Below are 20,477 nucleotides of genomic sequence, written 5' to 3'. Positions count from 1 at the left end.
TCCCAGAGTTGAAAAAGATTTCACAGTCAATCATCTGAGAGCAAATCAGTCCCGCGATGCGGTTCGCCAGATAGCGACTTCTCAGTTGCGATCGGAACAGTGAAATCTACGACAAATTCAGAGGTCGAGGGGCATATCCTCCGATAACTCTCCCACGAACCACCACCGTTACTCATTTCCACCCCAAATCTCCGTAAACTGGCGAGATGGATAAGTTCGTAGTTCGCGGCGGAAATCCCCTTCTCGGCACCATCAAAGTCTCCGGAGCAAAAAACTCCGCCCTTCCTTGCATGGCCGCCGCCATCCTGACGGAGGATGAGGTCATCCTCGAAAACATCCCCCAGGTCCAGGACATCGAGACCGAGCGCAAGCTCCTGACCAGCATGGGCGCTGAGGTCGAACTCGGCTACGGCCGCGCCCAGCACCGCACTCACATCAAATGCGCTATCCTCTCCGATCCCGTCGCGAAGTACGAGATCGTCAAAACCATGCGCGCCAGCTCTCTGGTGCTCGGACCGCTCATCGCGCGCACCGGCATCGCGCGCGTTGCCATGCCGGGAGGCTGCGCTATCGGCGGCCGCCCCATCGACCTTCACATCAACGGACTCGAAGCTATGGGCGCGACCATCACCCAGGACCACGGCTACCTAGAGGCCCGCGCCGATCGCCTGAAGGGCGCTCACATCGTCTTCGATAAGATCACCGTCACCGGCACCGAAGACCTCCTGATGGCCGCTACCCTGGCCGAAGGAGAGTCCGTCTTCGAGAACTGCGCCCGCGAGCCCGAGGTAACCGACCTTGCTGCTCTGCTCGTCGCCATGGGAGCCAAGATCGAAGGCGCAGGCACCAGCACCATCCGCATTCAGGGCGTCTCGAAACTTCACGGCGCACGTCATCGCATCAACCCCGACCGCATCGAGGCTGGAACCTTCCTTATCGCGGGAGCCATCACCGGTGGCGATCTCAACGTTGACTGCTGCGAACCCAAACACCTTGCCGCGCTGATCTCCAAGCTTGAACAGTGCGGCGTCAAGATCGACGTCGGCGCCGATCACGTCCGTGTCCGTTCGGGCGGTGAGTTGAAGGCAGCCGACATCACCACCGAAGAGTATCCGGGCTTCCCCACCGACATGCAGGCGCAGTACATGGCACTCGCGACACAGTCCGAAGGCACCAGCACCGTCATCGAAAACATCTTCGAAAATCGCTTCATGCATGTGCAGGAGCTGATTCGCATGGGTGCGAACATCACCATCTCCGGCCGTGCCGCCACGGTTCGAGGCAAGACTCCTCTGCAATCGGCTGCTGTGATGTGCTCGGATCTTCGCGCCTCCGCCTCGCTCGTGCTTGCCGCTCTCGTCGCGGACGGAGAGACCATCCTCGACCGTGTCTACCATCTCGATCGCGGCTACGAACACTTCGAAGAGAAGCTTCGCGGTGTCGGCGCTCAGATTCGCCGGATGGGAGACGTCTTCGGAAAAAGGTAACCCATAACGTTACAAACTAGTGAGAGGCTTGCGGTAGACAAACGCATCCAACCCAGCTTTGCCATAGAACCTGCGCTTTATGTCTCTCCGCGTATACCCTGAACGCTCGTAGAAACGGATCGCACCCTCGTTCCCGGTAAAGACATGCAACTCCATCCACGATGCACCTGTGGCAGCGGCACGCTCCTCAACCGTCAGCAGGAGTCGCCCCGCCAAACCTGTTCGCCTGTGCTCCTGGGCCACATCCAGTGTCACCACATATCCGCGTCTTCCCGCTGAAACAGGCTCCATGTGGACGATCACGAATCCAGCGATCTCACCCTCTGTCGTCTCTGCAACGCAAACCAGGGCGTCGGAGTCTTCTGCAAAGAGCCGCATCGACTCTCGATCAAACCTGAACTCCTCCGAAAAGCAATCCTGGTCCAATCGATACATCGCATCGAGATCAGCCGGACGATAATCACGCAGGACAATCTCAGGGTTCATTAGATATTCAGGATTCCGCGGCCTGCCTCGGCTTAGTTTCGAAGACGATTCTAGGTGCCGCTCTTCTTGACCCGTTTGCTGGTACGCAGATGCTCCATCGTCCCTTTGGGAAAGGTTGTGGACTCTCGAACGATAAGGTCAGTGCTGATCTCATATTCGCGCTTATGAGCGAGTTTAGGCTCTTCCAGTGGCGCTCGAAGCGCAGCCACACAAGCTTTAGCAATCTCGAAACGGGACATCTGCACCGTCGTAAGCGGCGGGATCGTGACCTCTGCGATATGAATATCGTCGAACCCAATCACCGAGAGATCGTCGGGCACGCGAACGCCAGCTCTGTAAGCCTTGTGCAACACGCCGATCGCCGTCATATCGTTCGAGCACATGACAGCCGTCGGAGTATTACTCAGCGCGAGCAGCTTCTCCATCGCTGCCATTCCACCCTCAAGCGTATGGTTTCCCTCCAGAACCCAGGCGGCATTCTGCGTGATGCCGCACTCTTCCAGGGACAGAGAGAACGCTTTCAAGCGCGACTGTGAAGAGTGAAGATGCTTTGGTCCAGTGATGAAGGCGATATTCCTATGACCCAGCGCCGCCAGATGCTGTACCCCCTGACGGATTCCATGATGGTAATCGACCTTCAACACACTCACTCCGGCGCGGTCAGGCCCTACGTCGATGAAGACGAGAGGAACCTTTCGCTGAGAGAGTTGTTCGAGTAGTGGCTCTTCGATACCGAATGTCATGATCGCCACCCCGTCCACCTTGCGCTCCAGCATTCGCCGGATGCAGTGCGACATGCGCTTGGGATCATGATTCGTCGAGCTGACGAGAATCTCGTAACCGTGCTCGATGGCGATCTCTTCAAAGCCCTGGATCAACTCGGGAAAGAAGGGATTGGTGATCTCCGAGACGATGAGCCCCAAAATCCAGCTTCGCCCCGACACCAGCGATCGAGCCTGCGTATTCGGGAAGTAGTCGAGCTCCTCGATCACATCCCAGACACGCTTTGCCAGTTTGGGATTTACCGTCGGCAGACGATTGATGGTGCGCGAGACCGTGGCAATCGAGACGTTCGCAAGCCGCGCAACCGCGCGGATATCCATTCTCTCCGGCTTGACGGTTTTTTCTTTTTTAGTGCGTGTTGAGGGTGAGGGGTCTGCCATAGTTTAGGGAGTTCGTATCCACAATAGTCTCAGATAAACCGCCGAAACCAATCATATCGTGTGGGCCGAATGCCCCTCGACCCCGCAAAATCACTCGGAGCTAGGCACGAACCGTTGCAGCAATTCGTCGGAGCTCAGGGAGGATCTTCCCCATCGAGGCAGCTTCAGCATTCGACTGACCCATGGCAAAGTAGGCCGTACGGTAGAGCCCATAGAGCTCTTCGTAGACCTCGACCGCCGCAGGCTCCGGCGAATACATCTCGTACGGAAGACACATCTTCCTCTGCGCGTCTTCGATCGTGGCGAACGCACCTGCCGCGAGAAGAGCAAAGATTCCCGATCCGAGGCTGGTCGGGGTTCCCTTAGGCACCAGGACTGGCTTGTTCAGGACATTGGCATACACCTGATTCAGGACAGCATTGTTCTGCGGAATGCCGCCGGCATTGATTACTCGTTCCACCGGAACGCCAAACTCCTCCATCCGTTCGAGGATGATGCGCGTATGAAACGCCGTTCCCTCAATCGCCGCGAACAGTTCGTCCTGCGCAGTATGAACGAGGTTCCAGCCAAAGGTCACTCCACCAAGCTCGGGATTCACCAGCACTGTTCGGTCGCCGTTATCCCAACTGAGGCGCAGCAAACCCGTCTGGCCGGCGCGATACTGATCGAGCCCCACGGCCAGCTCACGAACCTTCACGCCTGCCCTGCGTGCGATCGCCTCGAAGATGTCACCGGTCGCCGAGAGACCAGCCTCAATGCCGGTGTATTGTGGATGCACGCTGCCAGGCACGACCCCGCAGACACCGTGGACTAACTCTGCCTGACCGGCCATCGCAATGATGCAGGTAGAGGTTCCAACCACGTTGACCACATCTCCCGTACGGCATCCCGCGCCAATCGCATCCCAGTGTGCATCGAACGCTCCCACCGGAATAGGAATACCCGCGCGAAGCCCCATCTTCTCTGCCCACTCTTGAGACAAACCGCCAGCGAGGTGATCGGAGGTGAGGTACTCTCCGCCGATCTTTTCGCGAATACCATCCAACAGCGGATCCACCTTCGACAGGAAGGACTGTGACGGAAGACCACCCCACTTCGGATTCCACATCCACTTATGGCCCATGGCGCAGATGCTGCGGCGAACCTTCTTCGGATCGGTGATGCCCGCCAATGTCGCCGCGACCATATCGCAATGCTCAAGCGCACTGGCAAACCGCGCGCGCTTTTCCGGATTGTGGCGCAGCCAGTGCAGCAGCTTCGCGAATCCCCACTCGTGCGAGTAGACGCCACCGCACCATTCGATCGCCTCCAGATTCTCCGCGTGCGCAAGATCAGTAATCTCCTTCGCCTCGGCATGCGCGCGGTGGTCGCACCAGAGGTAGTAGTCATCGAGAGGCTGCATCTGCTCATCGACAGGAACAACGCTGGAGCCAGTTGTAGCCAGAGCCAGAGCCTCTACTCCAGCACCGGAAAATCTCGTCTCTGCAAGTACCTTCCGAGTCGCCACTACCAGAGCTTCCATCTGCTCGGCGTGCGACTGAGTCGCGAAGTCAGGATCTTCGCGTTTGCGCTTCAGAGGGTACTCCGACGACGCCGTGCCAATGGGGCCACGCTGACTATCGACGAGTGTCACCCGCACGCTTAGGGTTCCAAAATCAACTCCAGCAACAACAGCCATCAAGCATCTCCTGGCACTTGTCTTTCTTTGTCCTTCATCGTCTATGGCACGCTTGAAGCGATGATAGTCTGTCGGAGCTCTCATCCGGGCACGATGCTACCGGGAGTACGCGGCCTCATCCCAACGAAGCTGGCGTCGAAAATCGGAGATACGCGTGTCCGCGTCGATGCGGATCAGCTCTACCCCCGCGATCTCGGTGAAGTCTTCCAGATGCTCCATCGTCAGTGCGTGACTGAACCCGGTGTGGTGCGCTCCACCCGCGTAGATCCATGCCGCAGCAGCGACCTTCAGGCTGGGCTGGGGCAGCCATACCGCACGTGCTACCGGAAGTTTCGGCAAAGCCTGTTCTGGAGCTATGACCTCCACCTCATTCACAATCATGCGAAACCGGTCTCCCATATCGACCAGCGACGCAACAATGGCGGGTCCACTCGACGCAGTAAACACAAGGCGCACAGGATCTGACTTGCCGCCGATGGCAAGAGGATGAACCTCGAGCGCCGGCTTATCAACCGCGATCGAAGGGCATAGCTCCAGCATGTGCGAGCCCAGCACCTTCGGCGTGCCGTTAAAGTCGTAGGTGTAGTCCTCCATAAAAGAGGTGCCCCCGGGAAGACCGTGAGCCATCACCTTCATCGTGCGCACCAGTGCAGCGGTCTTCCAATCCCCTTCTCCGCCAAAGCCATATCCATCAGCCATCAAACGCTGCGTGGCAATTCCGGGCAGCTGATCCATGCCGTGAAGGTCCTGAAAATTATCCGTGAACGCTCCGAAGCCGCCTTCTTCCAAAAAGGCACGCAGACCCAGCTCGATCTTTGCGGCGTCGCGAAGCGAGTCGGGCCGGTCATGCTCCCGGCTGATCGAGTAAGCCTCCCGATACTCCCTCACGAGTTTGTCGACTTCAGTGTCCGTAAATTGATTCATCCGCGCAACCAGATCGCCTACGCCATACCCGCTGACGCTGTAACCAAGCTGCGCCTGCGCCGCTATCTTGTCACCATCGGTCACGGCAACCTCACGCATGTTATCGCCAAACCGAACGACCTTCAGATTCTGCGACTCATGCCATCCCGCGGCGGCGCGTGTCCACGCAGCGATCTCCGCGACCGTCTCCGCATCCTTCCAGAATCCGACCACCACCTTGCGCGCAAGGCGCAGCCGCGCCGTCAGATGACCGAACTCACGGTCCCCATGCGCCGCCTGGTTCAGATTCATGAAGTCCATATCGATGGACGACCACGGAAGCTCTCGATTGAACTGCGTATGCAGATGGAGAAACGGCTTGGTCAACAGACTCAAACCTGCAATCCACATCTTCGCAGGAGAAAAAGTATGCATCCACAAGATGAGGCCAATGCAGCTCTCCGTATTGTTCGCCTCGCGACAGAGACGAGTAATCTCATCGGGTGTCGTCATGACCGGTTTGAACACCACGCGGTAAGGTATCGACGTCTCAAGATCCAGCGACTGAGCAACGTTCTGCGCGTTGGCGGCCACCTGACCAAGAGCCTCAGCCCCGTACAGATGCTGACTTCCAGTAACAAACCAAACTTCCAGCGTTTCAATATTCTTCATGATGTTGTCCCTTGGGAATCCTTCGTTGATGGGGGGAAGAGAGAGTTTGTGGCATACAAAGTGCAAGGAAAACGTTTCCCAATCTGTATACCCTATCGATCTCATTTCCTTGCTGTCAATCTCACAGTGGCTGCTCCCGTGCAAACGAGGTTATACTCCGTCGGTAATCGTTTTCGCAAATTTCGAGTGCCGAGGAACAGACCTCCATGACGGGAACCAATTTGAAGACTCTTCTCCCCACGATGGAGAACTTGCGATGGGCAACGTCGCGAATCGCCCTAGTGATTCTCATCACTGCAATATCTCCTCATCCCGGCCACGCACAATCGCCGAAGGCGACACTTAATATCCAACTGGATAAGTCCTTGCATCCGGTAAGCCCGACGCTCTACGGTCTTATGACCGAAGAGATCAACTACTCCTACGACGGCGGCCTCTACGCGGAGATGGTGCGAAACCGAACCTTTCAGGATCACGGCTTCGGAGGCGTGGCGCACTGGGATATGGAGCAAAAAGGAGATTCGATAGCCTCCATGGCGATTGACGACTCCGAAGGGCCAAGCGCTGCGCTGCAGCATAGCCTTGCGATCACGGTAAAAAAAGCCGATGCAGACAATCCCGCAGGCGTAAGAAACGAAGGCTACTGGGGGATGGCTCTACGGCCCGAGACCACCTACAAAGGATCGCTTTACCTGAAGGCGAACTCCTCGGATATGGGGCCGCTGTCCATCGAGCTGATCAACGACAACACCGGCACAGCAGTCGCCTCCGCCACGATTCCAACACTCTCTACCGATTGGAAGCAGTACGAGTTCACCCTAAACACCGCGAAGATAGAGGTCTCCTCTCAAAACCATCTTCTGCTGACGGTCCGTCGTACAGGAAAGATCTGGATCGATCTCGTCTCTCTGTTTCCGCACACCTATAAAAATCGACAAAACGGAAACCGGCCGGACCTGATGCAGATGATGGCGGAGATGCATCCGAAGTTCCTGCGACTTCCCGGAGGAAACTATCTCGAAGGCGATCAGATCGATGAGAGATTCGATTGGAAAAATACCATCGGTCCACTTGTCGATCGGCCCACCCACCGCAGCCCGTGGAACTACCAATCCTCCGATGGAATGGGCCTCCTGGAGTTTCTCGAGTGGACCGAAGACCTCAAGATCCAGACGGTGCTGGCGGTCTATGCCGGATACTCGCTGAAGGGAGATCACATTCATCCCGGTCCAACACTTACGCCTTTTGTCGAGGACGCACTGGATGAGATCGAGTTTGCCACCGGAGACGGTTCGACGAAGTGGGGCGCCCTTCGAGCAAAGCTGGGCCACCCCGAACCCTTCCCCATCCAATACGTCGAGATCGGAAACGAGGACTGGTTCGACCGTTCCGGCAGCTACGAGGCCCGCTATCAGCAGTTCTACAAAGCCATCAAGGCGAGGTACCCACAACTGCAACTCATCGCCACCGCGCCGCTGGAAAAGTTCAAGCCTGATGTTCTCGACGATCACTACTATAAGCGCGCAGACGAGTTCTACGCCGACGTCAAGCACTACGACACCGTAGATAGAAACGGCCCGAAGATCTTCGTAGGAGAATGGGCGACTCGCGAGGGATCACCCACCACCAACATGGGCGCAGCTTTGGGCGATGCCGCATGGATGACCGGGATGGAACGAAACAGCGACCTCATCGTCATGGCATCGTATGCGCCTCTGTTCGTCAACGTGAACCCGGGCGGAATGCAGTGGGAGTCAGACCTGATCGGCTACGACGCACTCACCAGCTATGGAGCACCCAGCTACTACGCGCAGTCCATCTTTGCAAAGTACTTGGGTACCGAGGTGCCGGCCTCTGCTCTCACTGGCGGAGGCGGACGCTTCTTCTACTCCGTCACGAGCAGCCCTGAAAAGGGGAAGGTCTATCTGAAGCTGGTCAATGCATCCTCTGTGTCGCAGACGGTGGACATTGCCATGACCGGAGTCAGCAACGTGGCGAAGACGGCCACGCTGGTGACAATATCCGGCCATAGTCTCGCAGAGACGAACACAATCTCTGTTCCCACTCGCATCGTTCCACTCGTCACCGCAATAAAGAGCGCAGCAGGATTCAGTCACACCATGCCGCCGTACTCGATCCAGGTGTTGGAGCTGGAGGCGAAGTAACTCAGCCCAGGGCTCGCTGCGCTTATGGTCAGCGAGCCCTTCTCCTGCTGTAAAGCGAATGATCCAAGGCGCTACTTCTGCCCGTAGGTCGCTGCGCTGCCATGCTTTCTGAAGTAGTGTCGGTCGAGCAGCGCCTGCGAGACGCAAAGCGTATCCGCCTTGAGCGTAAGCGTGCGGTAAGCCATACGAGCCACTGCCTCAAGCACGACAGCATTGTGCGCTGCATCATGCGCTGTCTTGCCCCACACAAAGGGGGCATGTCCGTTGACCAGGCAAGCTGGCACGGCGAGAGGATCGATCGCTGGAGTCTCTGCGTCGCCGCGAAAACAGGAGACGATAGCAACTCCAGTCTCGTGAACGTATCTCCCGCCAATAGCATCATCGGTCAGCGGAGCAGTTACCGGCACAGGGCCGTAGAAGTAGTCAGCGTGCGTGGTGCCAAGCGCAGGAATGCTCAGGCCGGCCTGCGCAAAACTCGTCGCAAACTCCGAGTGCGTATGCACCACTGCCCCGATCTGCTCAAACTCGCGGTAGAGCAAAGTATGTGTATCGAGATCGGAGGAAGGCCGCAGCGAACCTTCGACTACCTTGCCGTTCAGATCTGTCACCGCCATATGCTCTGGCTTCAACTTGTCATAGTCGACTCCCGACGGCTTGATGACGACCAATCCCTGTTCGCGATCCACTCCGGAGACGTTGCCGAAGGTATACAACACCAGGCCGCGGCGAACCAGCTCCAGGTTCGCTTCCAGAACCTCTTCCCGCAGAGCCTTCAGCAGCATGTCATCTTCCCTCTCTCGGCGTATCGCCGGCTAGCTCGTCTACTTTGGTTCTGTCTCTGGCTCAAGCGACAGGGGGTCGTAGCTCGGTAAACATTTTCCCTGATTTTACATCTCGAAAATCCTTCGCTAGAACTCCTGCTTAAATCTAGTTCTGCAACGGAGCAAAGGTGTACAGCATGCAGAGAGCAGAGTAGTTTCGTTATTCCACAAGACTTGACTTGTCAGTAGAATCCTCACCGTTCCCACTCTTCCTCAACACCGGAGCCGGGCTTGCTGCAAAGCGCAAATTCCTATATCTTTAAAAGGTTGCAACCCACGCAATGTGCGCCCGTAGCTCAGCTGGATAGAGCATTTGGCTACGAACCAAAGGGTCGGAGGTTCGAATCCTTCCGGGCGCACCATATCTCCTAAACAAGCACATCTTCCATTCCCCTGAGCCGTCAGCCTCGGTCCGCTCCGGCAGATCTTGCACGTGACAGAATTTCTTAATCGAATCGCCGCATGCGGCTAATCTCCACCCACAGCAGCACAAAAACCAATCCCAGCAGGACACCCATGGTGTCAGTCGCGATGTCGTAAAGCTCCAGCGGATTATTGAAGAGAATATGCTGCAAGAACTCCACGCAGTAACCGAAGAACGCGACCAGTGAGGCCATGGCAAACCGCGCAGACAAGGATCTCCGGCTGCTGGCAAGCAGAACGGTTGTCGCTGCGAACGCGACCAGGTGGCCCCAGCGATGGAAGTGGCCCTCTGTATGAAGAAGAACCTTATCGTGATTGGGCAGGAAAGACAGAATGGCGAGTATCGCCATTCCGACGAACCCCAGAAAGATCGCTAAGGATCGACGATAGCGTGCGTCCGGCATACTCTAATCGTCTCATTCCCTGTTCCTCGCGTCGATGAAGATCTTCGACAAGTCACCCGTCGACAGGACGAGCCAATCGGCGCTTCTTTCAAGGAGTAAGCCGTCGTGCCCCCATCAGTCGCTGCAGGTTATGCGATGCAACATCACTCTGCGAACCTCGACAAATCCCATTCGCCGATAAAGTTCAATCGCCCGATCATTCGTTGCGCTGACATGAAGCCACGAAATCACTCCCTGCTGTCGATGCATTCGCGCCAGGTGCCAGATGAGGCTCTCCGCATATCCTCTCCCGCGATAGTCGGGATGGGTGCAGATCCCGCTTACCTCCGGATACCCGTCCAGCGTAAGGCGCTCTCCGCCCATCGCGATCAGCTGTCCTCCAGCTCGTATCCCGAAGTACGAACCCATCTCGCACGTCCTGCTGCGAAAGAATCCTGGAAAAGCGATATCCGTCAGCGCGACCATATCCGGCGCCTCTTCATTGGGGAGCGGCACAATCTCAACCTTTGCCTCAGGTACGGCCACCTCCGCCGGAAGAACCATCTGAAGAACCTCCAGCTTCCGTTCAAACACCAGCTCCGGCACCTGCGGAAAGCTCTCTCCCACAATCCATACGGACTCACCCGGCACAAGCAAAGAGTGGAGCTGCACCAGCGCCTCTGCACTCGCAGAAGACACCGCAACAAACGGCGTAACGTCGGCTGGATAGCGGCACGCCTCGCCCGCGCACACAGAAAATCGCCGGTGCTTCGTATGCAGGGCGCTCCACACCGGGTTCGCAAAGAGACTCTCTGGAAGATCTGTCATCCTCGAAAATGATACGTTGCCTGCTTTCGCGCCTCCCTTGAATCCCATGGCAGCCCCCCGCACATAAAAATTCAACGCTGATAATCGTCCGCCCTCAATTGACGACCAAATTAGTCCTCATTACACTAGAGAGTGGACGGGGGGCAGCACTGACCTCGTGCGGATGGGGCTCAAGATCGGTGGTTACCGATCCGTAGAAGCGCCACCGGGAAGAGAAAGACGTTATGCTTCAGGCATTTATCATCACGCTCCGCGAGGGGGTCGAGGCCTCCCTGATCGTCGGCATCGTCTTCGCCTACCTCACGAAGATCGGCCGACCAGAGCTCAAGCGAACGGTCTTCTGGGCGCTCGGCTCGGCTATCGCCGCCAGCGTCGCAGGGGCTGTCGTCATTGCCCGCACCCAGTTCAACACCGACATCTTCGAGGGTTGGGTCATGCTCGCCGCCGCGGCCTTCGTCATCAGCATGATCTGGTTCATGCACAAGACCGCCCGCACCATGAAAGGCTCCATCGAAGAGAAGATCGCCCAGTACACCGGCGCCGCTGGAGTTTCAAAGACCGGCCTCTTCTTCTTCGTCTTTCTCCTCGTCCTCCGCGAAGGCGTCGAGACCGTCCTCATCCTCTCTGCCGTCACGCTCAACTCGACCGAGCTCCTGAGCTTCACCGGCACCCTCCTAGGCATCGCCATCGCAGTCGTCTTCGGAGTCCTCTTCATCCGCGGCAGCGTCAAGATCAACCTGCAGCGCTTCTTCCGTGTCACCACCGTCATCCTCTACTTCGTCGCCTTCCAGCTCATCGTCAGCGGCCTTCACGAACTCAGCGAAAACGGTGTCCTTCCCTCAAGCCCCACCGAGATGCGCCTCATCGGCCCCATCGTCCGCAACGATCTCTTCTTCTTCGTCACCATGCTCGCGCTCGCCGGGCTCATGATGTTGCTCGAGTACAAGCGCCGCATCCCCGCCGCGCTCAGCGCAACCGCCACCCCGGCGGACAAGCGCCGCGCCGAGTGGACCCAGCGCCGCGAGAAGATGTGGATGACCGCCGTCGTCGCCACCAGCTTCGTCTTCATCTTTCTCTCCACGGCAGAGTTCATCTACGCCAAAAGCTCCACCGCGCTCTCTCCCACTGCTGCCGTCACGCTCGTAGGTTCGCAGGTCACCCTCTCCACGGTGGATATCAACGACGACAAGCTCCACCGCTACGGCGTTCATCTGGACGACGGCAAGGGCGGCAACGTCGAGATCCGTTTTCTTCTCTTCAAAAAGCCTGACGGCACCATCGTCTCGGTCGCAGACGCCTGCCAGATCTGCGGGCCGGTGGGCTTCTACATTGGCGACCAGGGCATCACCTGCAAGATGTGCGCCTCGCCCCTCAACGCCGCCTCCATGGGACAGAAGGGCGGCTGCAATCCGATTCCGCTGAAGTCGACCGTCGGTGGAGGACAGTTGGTCATTCAGGCTGCGGATCTCCGCGAGCTGGCGCCGGTCTTCGAACGCTAAAAATGTACTCTTACGCTTACAGATGCGGATGCCCCCTCTTCGCGCAGTTTCATCGCGTTAAGGTGGGCATTCGCGCAAGCGAACTATCTTCCTCTCTCAGCCCCAAAAAACCGGGTGCCCCATCCTTCGCAGTCTCACAGCGAAAGGTGGGATGTGAACCCTTCCCCAGCCGTAGCAACGGGGAGGCCAACTAATGTTCTTTCGCCTGCTCATGGAGAGCTTTCGCAGACAGCGCCGCCGCAAGATGCTCGCCGGCATTGCGATTCTGCTGGGAACCACGGCAGTCACTGCGATGCTCGCGCTCGCCACCACCATCGGCGACCGCATCCACAAAGAGCTGGCCGTCTACGGAGCCAACATCGTCATCTATCCCAAGGCCGACCTCCTCGATGTAAAGGTAGGCGGAGTCGACGTAAAGCCTGCTTCAGGCGGCGCCTACCTGAAGGAGAGCGACCTCGCAAAACTCAAGACCATCTTCTGGGGAAACAACATTACGGGCGTCTCCCCGGAGCTGCCCGTCCAGATGTCTGTAGCTCGGCATGCGGGCGATCCTCTCGTCGCAGCGAGCGCAGTTGGCTACTGGTTCGATCACGACTTCAGCGGCTTAAAGACAGGTGCCCCCGCGCTGCATCCCTGGTGGCGGCTTCAGGGATCGTGGCCCACCGCGCAGAATGATCCCGGACACAGAAATGTCGTCGTCGGCGCGAACCTCGCAAAGAAACTCAGCCTCAATGTAGGCGACAACTTCACCGTGCAGCAGACGCAGACCGCCGGCTCCGCGCAGTCCAGCGCGGTTGTCACAGGCATCGTCACGACAGGAAACGAGACCGACAATGAGATCCTGATGACCCTGCGCGATGCCCAGACCTTTACCGGTGCTAACGACGCCGTACGCCGCGTCGAAGTAAGCGCACGCACCAAACCCGAAGACGCCTTCGCCCGCGTCGATCCCGACTCCCTCCCCCCGAAGCAGCGCGAGATCTGGTACTGCCGCCCTTACGCCAACTCCATCGCCTACCAGATCCGTGAAGCCATCCCCGGCGCACAGGCCGAGCAGGTCCGCCGCGTCGAGCAGAGCGAAGGCAACGTGCTCAAGCGCATCAGCGGCCTCATGTGGTTGATCAGTGCAGCAGCTCTCCTCGCTGCAGGCTTCGCAGTCAGCGCCGCCATGGCCACCGCGATCCTGGAGCGGCGCGGCGAGATCGGACTCATGCGCTCCCTCGGCGCCAGCAAAGGCGCCATCGCTCTGCTCTTCTACGCCGAGGCGGGGCTCCTCGCAGTCCTCGCCGGAACCATGGGTTATCTGCTCGGCTCCGGCCTCGCCGCATGGCTGGGCGCACGCATCTTCGCAGGCGACGGCGGCACCGCAGAGGCCATCCTCATTCCCGTCCTGCTGCCGGTCGTAGTCGCGCTGGCGCTCATCGTCGCCATCGCTGGCAGTACCCCTTCGATACGCACCGCTCTACGCATGGACCCCTCCGCCATCCTGAGAGCAGACGCCTGATGACCAAGCCCGGTCTCTCAGGAAAGTTGAGCCTCTTCGGGATGCTGCGAAGGTCGCTCATCCATCGCAGGGCGCGCAGTATCTCGGCGCTCATCGCGATGACCGTCTCGGCTGGCGTCGCAACTGCCCTCCTCACCCTCTATGCGGACCTCGACGCCAAGCTGCACAAGGAGTTTCGCAGCTTCGGTGCCAATATTGTGATCACCGCTCCCGCCTCCGCTCCTCTGCGTCCCGACGCGCTGGCTCGAGTGCAGGATATCGCTGGAAAAGACGCGCTCGCAGCGCAGTTTGCCTATGCCGTAGCCACTACCGATACAGGAACACCCGTCGTCGTCGCTGGCACAGACTTCGCGGCGGTCAAGCGGCTCGACTCGTGGTGGCAGGTCGATAGCTGGCCCGAACCCTCAACCGCCGATGCCGCTCTGCTTGGCCAAAGGGCAGCGCAGTTTGTCGGAAACGAGAAGGCAGTCGCCCTCAATTTCGCCGGACACCTCATCACACTTCATGGCGTCGGACGCATCAAAACCGGCGGTGAAGAAGACAGCCGCATCTACATGCCCCTCGCAGCGTTCACCGCGTGGACCGGCGTCGGCCCCAGCGTCATCGAGCTGCAGATGCCCGGCGGCGCAGCCACAGTCGAGGCCACGATGGCGCGTCTGCGGCAGACCCTCCCGGAGATGCAGGTCCAGCCCGTTCGCCAACTCGTCGAAGGAGAGTCGAAGATCGTCGACCGCACCCACGCTCTCATGTACGGAGCCGTTCTGCTGATCGCTCTGACCGTCGCAGTCAGCGTACTGGCTACCCTGTCGGCCAGCGTCCTCGAACGACGGCGCGACTTCGCCCTGATGAAGGCTCTCGGCGGATCGCAGATGCAGTTGATGGGAATGTTTCTGCTCGAGGCACTCACGCTCGCGCTGGCCGGTGTAGCTGCTGGCTTCGTCGTGGGATCGGCCGCGGCATGGGCCATCAGCGAAGGCAACTTTCACACAGCGGCCCTGCCGCACCTCTCGGTTCTTCCGCTCGTCTTTCTCCTGAACGTGACCATCGCTGCAATGGCCGCACTCTTCCCTGCCCGCGTGCTGCGCGGTCTGCAGCCCGCAGCGCTCCTCAAGGGAGAGTGACAAGGAGAATGAGAAGATAATGTCTGTGAGCGAAGCGAAAGTAGTCACTGGCCAGCTGGCCAATCTCTCTGGGAACGACCCCTCCGGAAACACGCGCGACGACTGCGCCGTGATCTCCCTGAAGCACGTAACCCGCGAGTACGCCGGTCACGGCAGCGTGGTCCGTGCCCTCGAAGACGCAACCTTCTCCATCGTCGCCGGCGAGTGGGTTGCCATCACAGGCCCCTCCGGCTCCGGCAAAAGCACTCTGGTCAACATGATCGGATGTCTCGACCGCCCCACCTCGGGCGAGCTGAAGATCGACAACATCAACACCGCCGCCATGACGGCCACCGAGCTCGACCGCTTCCGCGCCGACAAGATCGGCTTCATCTTTCAGCAGTTCCATCTGATTCCCTACCTATCAGCGCTTGAAAACGTAATGCTGGCCCAGTACTTTCACTCGATGACCGACGAGACCGAAGCAAAAACTGCGCTCCAGCGGGTCGGACTGGGCGACCGCATCTCGCACCTGCCCAGCGAGCTCTCCGGCGGAGAACAGCAGCGGGTCTGCATCGCACGCGCGTTAATCAACAATCCGCCCATCCTCCTGGCCGATGAGCCCACCGGCAATCTTGACGCAGCCAACCAGAAGATCGTAGCCGAGCTTCTCCAGGACCTGCACCGGAACGGCCACACCATCGTCATGGTCACCCACGACCCCGAGATGGCAGGCCTCGCGCAGAGACGCATCGCGCTAAGCCACGGCAAGGTCTTCTGCCATCCCGTCGGCGGCCCTATGGTCACCCTGCGCAGAGCCACAGACCGCCTTTAAGGCGGATCGCGTCCAGATTCCGGCAGCTCACAAAAATAATCGAAGAATCTTCAGATTTGGTGGCGTATCTTTCGCGCGTCAAAAAGTGACGGTCAGCACACCACGTTAGCCACGCATCCCACCACGTTTACACCAGCAAAAAACCACCACGAAAACATCGTTTTTCGTAAAAAACCCCGCCAAAAACCCCACTCCACCACCGCGAAAAAAAACTACCGCTCACCCCACTTCAGCTTGGACCGAAGAACGCTGAAGAGTCCATTCGGACGATGACGGATCAGGCGAACAGCAGCCTCGGAGCGCTGGCAGTAAACATGATCGTTAAGCCGCAGCTGCACCGCCTCCTGCCCGTCCACCGTGAGATAGATCTCATTCGGCACACCCACCACCTCAACGCTCACCTTCGAATCCCCAGGAACAACAATAGGCCGGATAGTAAGCAGGTGAGGACAGATAGGCGTCACCAGCATTGCGTTCACATTAGGCATAACGATAGGCCCGTTGGCAGCGAGGTTGTAAGCGGTAGAGCCGGTAGGCGTGGAGACAATGATGCCGTCAGCACGAAAAGTAGCCACAGGCTGCTGATCGATTTCAACCGAAAAATCACCCATCCGCGCGATGGTCCCTTTCGCGACCACCACGTCATTAAGCGCGTCCCAGGCCTGGACGAGCTTGCCGTCGCGGATGATCTCGGCCCGCATCATGCTGCGCACCTCGATCTCAGCGCAGTTGTCGCACCATGCCTCCAGCGTGGGGTAAAGCTCAGAGAGAGGGATCTCGGTGAGGAAGCCAAGAGAGCCTAGATTGACGCTGAGGATTGGCGTCGTCGTGCGGGCAAAGGCGCGGGCTGCTGCGAGAAGGGTCCCGTCACCCCCGAGGACAATGACGAGGTTAGGCTTGTGTTTCGGGAGATCGATGCGCGGTATAGGGTCTGCACCCGAGACGTATGCAGCACTATCAGGGTCCAGGAGATAGTGATAGTGGCGGGCTTCGAGCCACGTGATGAGATCGCGGAGAATGCCGGCAAGTTCCGGCTTCTGGGGCTTGGAGATGATGGCAGCCTGGAGCATGGATCTTTAGTGTAACGGGTGGGATGACGTAGGGAGAACCAGGCCTTCCGTACACCTTCCTCGTCGGAACGGCAGCCTTCGCGTATATCGAACAGACTTCGGCTGGATTGATGAAATTCACTTGGTGCAACGTGTATTTCAAGACCCGCATCTTATGGTGACGCTTGATCTTTGAGGTGACATCATGGCAAAACCGGCCCGGTTGGTCCTGATTGCGTTAGGCGCTATTGTAGCGCTGATCGTGCTTGCGGCTGTGTGCGTGCCGCTGTTCCTCAACACTGACAGCTTCAAAGCAAAGATTGAGTCCACCCTCACAAAGTCGCTTGGAAGAACGGTGACGATTGGGAAAGTGGATCTCTCCGTGCTCACCGGCAGCCTGGTGGCGGAGAATACCGTGGTCGCCGATGATCCGCGGTTCAGCACGCAGCCGTTCATTCAGGCGGACACGGTGAAGATCGGAGTGGAGTTGTTTCCTTTGATCCTTAGTAAACAGGTGATCATTCGCGGGTTTTCGATGCAGTCGCCAAAGATACAACTGCTGCGGGCCGCGAATGGGACGTGGAACTACTCGACGATAGGAACAGGCAACCAGCAGGCCGCGCAGAGCGACGAGACGAAGCAGGCGTTTCCGAATCTAACGGTGGGTGAGGTAAAAGTCGAAAACGGAAGCATCACGGTGGGAGCTGGTCCGGGAACCTCTGGTGCCGTGAGCGCAACGAAACGTGTGTATGAGAATGTGAACTTGAAGGTGAAAGATTTTGCATTCACGAAGGCGTTTCCGTTTGAGGCTTCAGCTGGTCTGCCGGCAGGAGGAACGGTGGAGTTGAATGGTTCGGCGGGGCCGTTCAATCAGCAGGATGCTTCTGCGACACCCTTCTCGGGTCATCTTGAGATAAAGCATCTTGATCCGCTCGCAGCAGGGTTTGTGGATGCGTCCGATGGCGTTACCGGCACGATCGACAGCCTGGTGCTGGATGCAGCGTGGAGTGGGACGCAGATGCATGTAACCAAGCTGCTGGTGGACACTCCCAAGCTGACGTTAGTGCAGAGTAACGGGCCGAAACAGCCGAAGCCGAAGGATCCAAATGCAGAGGGGACGTCGATGCTTGATAGCCTCTCTGTAGACGACGCTCAGATAAAGAATGGAACGATTACGCTAGCTACGTCAGGGAAGCAAGGGAGCGCGGTGTACAGCCAGGTGAATGCGCAAGTGACGAATCTCACCCCCAAGAGCACTTCACCGTTCAGCTTGAGCGGACAATTGCCGAATGGCGGAAGTGTGAGCGCGAATGGAACGGCGGGGCCGTTCAACCAGGCAAATAACGCGAGCACTCCGTTGAATGCTGTGGTGAATCTGAAGCATGTGGAGATTGGCACGGCTGGCGTAGTGCCTCCCGATGCGGGGATTAGCGGCGTTGCGGACGTGCAGGCGAAGATCCAGTCGAATGGACAGACGTTAAACGCGCAGGGCGCGGCGACTGTTGCAGGAATCAAACTGGCGAAGGATGGCGTGCCTTCTGCCAAACCCGTGCAGTTGCAGTTCACGCTGGCGCAGAATGAGCAGGCGATGAGCGGCGAGGTTCAGCAGGCTGTGATTACGATCGGCAGCGCTGCGATTAATCTCTCGGGGACGTATCAGTCGAGTGGTCCTTCAACGGCGCTGAATATGAAGGTCGCTGCAAATAGTGTTTCGATTAACGAGTTAGAAGCATTTTTGCCTGCGTTGGGAGTGCATCTACCGCAGGGCTCGCGGCTGCAGGGCGGAACGTTGACGACAGCACTGGCTGTGACTGGAACCACAGCTACCCCTGTGATCAGTGGGCCGGTGAAGATTAATAACACGCAGTTGGCGGGGTTTGATCTTGGTTCGAAGCTGCAGGCGCTTTCGACGTTTACGGGAGGAAAAATTACCTCTGCTACTGGATCGGGGACGACGATTCGATCTTTGAGCATGAATGTGCGGGAGGAGGGCGGCAACATTCGAACGGATAATGTCGCGCTGGATGTAGCTGGAGTAGGGACAGCCACGGGGGCAGGAAGTGTAAGTGCCGGAGGAGCGCTGAACTACAACGTCGTGCTGAAGCTGACGGGACTGTCGGTTGGTGGAGGAACTCAGCAGGCTAGCTCTGGAGGCGGCACATCGGGACTTGTGGGAGCCCTATCGGGATTTATTCCGGGCGGTGGTGCTGGAGGCGGCGCGCTGGGAGGTCTTGCAGGTGGAGTTCTGAAAGCTGGCATTCCTGTAGCTATTGGCGGTACTACGAGCAACCCTACTTTTAGCCCGAATGTGGCGGGGCTTGCGGCTGGCGTAGGAGCCAATGCGGCGAAGGGCCTTCTAGGCGGTCAAGGCCAAACGAAAGGCGCGAAGACTCCGCCGAATCCACTTGGTAATGCGCTGGGCGGACTGTTTGGGAAACACTGACCTTTGTTCAAGCCGAGGCATTGTCGTGTGGCAGTAACTCTAGAGGAAGCGTGCGTGCAGAAGATACTCATGGTTGCCTTCCATACCGAGAATAGGGGAATCGATAAGGTCGATGCTGGTGCCCTGCTGGTCAACGACACAGTCGCGCACGCGCTCGATGGCGGCTTGACGGGCGTCGGGATCGCGGACGATGCCGCCTTTACCGACGTTGACGCGACCTGCTTCAAACTGTGGCTTCACAAGGATGACCGCGGTTCCCTGCCAACTTTGAGAAGGTGTGCTGAGCGCTGCAAGTACAGCGGGAAGAACGAGAGTCGCGGAGATGAACGAGACGTCCATCGCAAGGAAGGCTGGGGTGGTTTGGCCTGGGATAAGGAGTTCGCCTTGAGTGAGGAGTCTAGCGTTGGTTCGCTCGCGGAGGGTGACGCGAGTGTCGTCGCGAAGCTTATGGGCGATCTGGCCATATCCTGTATCGACAGCAAGGACGGTGGAGGCGCCGGATTGGAGCATGCAGTCGGTGAAGCCTCCGGTAGAGGCGCCGATGTCGACACAAGCGAGGCGGCTGAGGTCGATGGCCCAGTGAGAGAGGGCGCGTTCAAGCTTGAGTCCGCCACGACTGACGTATTTCAGATCCGCTCCCAGAAGGCGGATGACCGCATTGGATTGGATAAGGGTACCTGCTTTATCAATACGCTGCTCGTCAACGAGGACGCGACCAGCGAGGATTAAGGCTTGTGCGCGTTCTCGGGAGGCAGCATGACCTTGCTCTACGAGAAGCTTGTCAATACGGTACTTTGGTGACTTTCCGCGCTGAAGTTGTACGGGATTACTCATTCGTTCGGATCTTTCCTATGTATTCTTGTGCACAACTTATGCAGAATTAATCCGCGTGAATGAAATTGCATCTACCTAAGCAGAGGAGTATGAAATCTATGCGGCGACGATTTTTCGGGTAAAGTTACTCTTGCTGGTTCAGAAAAGTAACTCTCTTTAGGTTACATGGGGTTGCCTGAGGCACCCTAAATTGTTAATGTTTTC

16 protein-coding genes and 1 tRNA gene are annotated in these 20,477 nt (G+C 58.1%); 8 read left to right on the top strand and 9 right to left on the bottom strand.

Going from position 1 to position 20,477, the window contains the following annotated elements:
* Positions 1-206 precede the first annotated feature (206 nt).
* Positions 207-1,487 (top strand): UDP-N-acetylglucosamine 1-carboxyvinyltransferase, encoded by a 1,281-nt coding sequence (gene murA, locus GSQ94_RS03645; protein WP_158941954.1) that lies wholly within the window; start codon positions 207-209, stop codon positions 1,485-1,487.
* A gap of 9 nt (positions 1,488-1,496) precedes the next feature.
* Here murA and GSQ94_RS03640 read toward each other — a convergent pair whose 3' ends face one another.
* The 4 genes from GSQ94_RS03640 to araA form a co-directional block, all read right to left on the bottom strand.
* Positions 1,497-1,973 carry an N-acetyltransferase gene (locus GSQ94_RS03640; protein WP_158941953.1) on the bottom strand — a complete coding sequence of 159 codons (477 nt, stop codon included), beginning with the start codon at positions 1,971-1,973 and terminating at the stop codon, positions 1,497-1,499.
* A gap of 50 nt (positions 1,974-2,023) precedes the next feature.
* Positions 2,024-3,076 (bottom strand): LacI family DNA-binding transcriptional regulator, encoded by a 1,053-nt coding sequence (locus GSQ94_RS03635; RefSeq protein WP_158941952.1) that lies wholly within the window; start codon positions 3,074-3,076, stop codon positions 2,024-2,026.
* A gap of 160 nt (positions 3,077-3,236) precedes the next feature.
* Positions 3,237-4,814, bottom strand: coding sequence for a ribulokinase (locus tag GSQ94_RS03630; RefSeq protein ID WP_158941951.1), 1,578 nt, complete (start codon positions 4,812-4,814; stop codon positions 3,237-3,239).
* Between the two features lie 96 nt (positions 4,815-4,910).
* Positions 4,911-6,389 (bottom strand): L-arabinose isomerase, encoded by a 1,479-nt coding sequence (gene araA / locus GSQ94_RS03625; RefSeq protein ID WP_158941950.1) that lies wholly within the window; start codon positions 6,387-6,389, stop codon positions 4,911-4,913.
* A gap of 206 nt (positions 6,390-6,595) precedes the next feature.
* On the opposite strand from araA, the gene GSQ94_RS03620 reads away from it, so the two are divergent.
* Positions 6,596-8,554 (top strand): alpha-L-arabinofuranosidase C-terminal domain-containing protein, encoded by a 1,959-nt coding sequence (locus tag GSQ94_RS03620; protein ID WP_254063616.1) that lies wholly within the window; start codon positions 6,596-6,598, stop codon positions 8,552-8,554.
* A gap of 71 nt (positions 8,555-8,625) precedes the next feature.
* On the opposite strand, the gene GSQ94_RS03615 is transcribed toward GSQ94_RS03620, so the two are convergent.
* The gene (locus GSQ94_RS03615; RefSeq protein ID WP_158941949.1) at positions 8,626-9,336 is read right to left on the bottom strand and encodes an L-ribulose-5-phosphate 4-epimerase; all 711 of its coding nucleotides are present in this window, start codon (positions 9,334-9,336) and stop codon (positions 8,626-8,628) included.
* A 324-nt stretch (positions 9,337-9,660) separates the two neighbouring features.
* Here GSQ94_RS03615 and GSQ94_RS03610 point away from each other — a divergent pair.
* Positions 9,661-9,737 (top strand) — tRNA-Arg (locus GSQ94_RS03610).
* An 84-nt stretch (positions 9,738-9,821) separates the two neighbouring features.
* Here GSQ94_RS03610 and GSQ94_RS03605 read toward each other — a convergent pair.
* A complete protein-coding gene (locus GSQ94_RS03605) occupies positions 9,822-10,202 on the bottom strand; it encodes a hypothetical protein (RefSeq protein WP_158941948.1) in 381 nt (126 codons plus the stop codon).
* Between the two features lie 114 nt (positions 10,203-10,316).
* A complete protein-coding gene (locus GSQ94_RS03600; RefSeq protein ID WP_158941947.1) occupies positions 10,317-11,009 on the bottom strand; it encodes a GNAT family N-acetyltransferase in 693 nt (230 codons plus the stop codon).
* Positions 11,010-11,233: 224 nt separating this feature from the next.
* Here GSQ94_RS03600 and GSQ94_RS03595 point away from each other — a divergent pair, with 224 nt between their 5' ends.
* From GSQ94_RS03595 to GSQ94_RS03580, 4 genes are all read left to right on the top strand, one after another.
* On the top strand, positions 11,234-12,508 hold the full coding sequence (locus tag GSQ94_RS03595) for a Fe-S-containing protein (protein WP_158941946.1): 1,275 nt from the start codon (positions 11,234-11,236) through the stop codon (positions 12,506-12,508).
* Between the two features lie 193 nt (positions 12,509-12,701).
* Positions 12,702-14,012, top strand: a complete 1,311-nt coding sequence (locus GSQ94_RS03590) for an ABC transporter permease (RefSeq protein WP_158941945.1) — start codon at positions 12,702-12,704, stop codon at positions 14,010-14,012.
* On the top strand, positions 14,012-15,133 hold the full coding sequence (locus GSQ94_RS03585; protein WP_158941944.1) for an ABC transporter permease: 1,122 nt from the start codon (positions 14,012-14,014) through the stop codon (positions 15,131-15,133). The genes GSQ94_RS03590 and GSQ94_RS03585 overlap by 1 nt, the downstream gene beginning before the upstream one ends.
* 25 nt (positions 15,134-15,158) lie before the next feature.
* Positions 15,159-15,947: an ABC transporter ATP-binding protein gene (locus GSQ94_RS03580; RefSeq protein ID WP_254063614.1), complete on the top strand. Its 789-nt coding sequence runs from the start codon at positions 15,159-15,161 to the stop codon at positions 15,945-15,947.
* 212 nt (positions 15,948-16,159) lie between these two features.
* Here the strand turns inward: GSQ94_RS03580 and GSQ94_RS03575 are convergent, their stop codons facing one another.
* Positions 16,160-17,017, bottom strand: coding sequence for an NAD(+)/NADH kinase (locus GSQ94_RS03575; RefSeq protein WP_158941942.1), 858 nt, complete (start codon positions 17,015-17,017; stop codon positions 16,160-16,162).
* 184 nt (positions 17,018-17,201) lie between these two features.
* Between GSQ94_RS03575 and GSQ94_RS03570 the strand changes: the two genes are divergently transcribed.
* Entirely contained in the window at positions 17,202-19,439 is a 2,238-nt protein-coding gene (locus tag GSQ94_RS03570) for an AsmA family protein (protein WP_158941941.1), read from the top strand.
* A gap of 39 nt (positions 19,440-19,478) precedes the next feature.
* Here GSQ94_RS03570 and GSQ94_RS03565 read toward each other — a convergent pair whose 3' ends face one another.
* Entirely contained in the window at positions 19,479-20,273 is a 795-nt protein-coding gene (locus tag GSQ94_RS03565) for a TlyA family RNA methyltransferase (RefSeq protein WP_158941940.1), read from the bottom strand.
* Between the last annotated feature and the right edge of the window lie 204 nt (positions 20,274-20,477).

This window comes from Granulicella sp. S190 (assembly GCF_009766095.1).
Lineage (GTDB): Bacteria > Acidobacteriota > Terriglobia > Terriglobales > Acidobacteriaceae > Edaphobacter.
The sequence above is the reverse complement of the archived record's forward strand: the minus strand, read 5'-3'. Positions and strand labels throughout refer to the sequence as shown.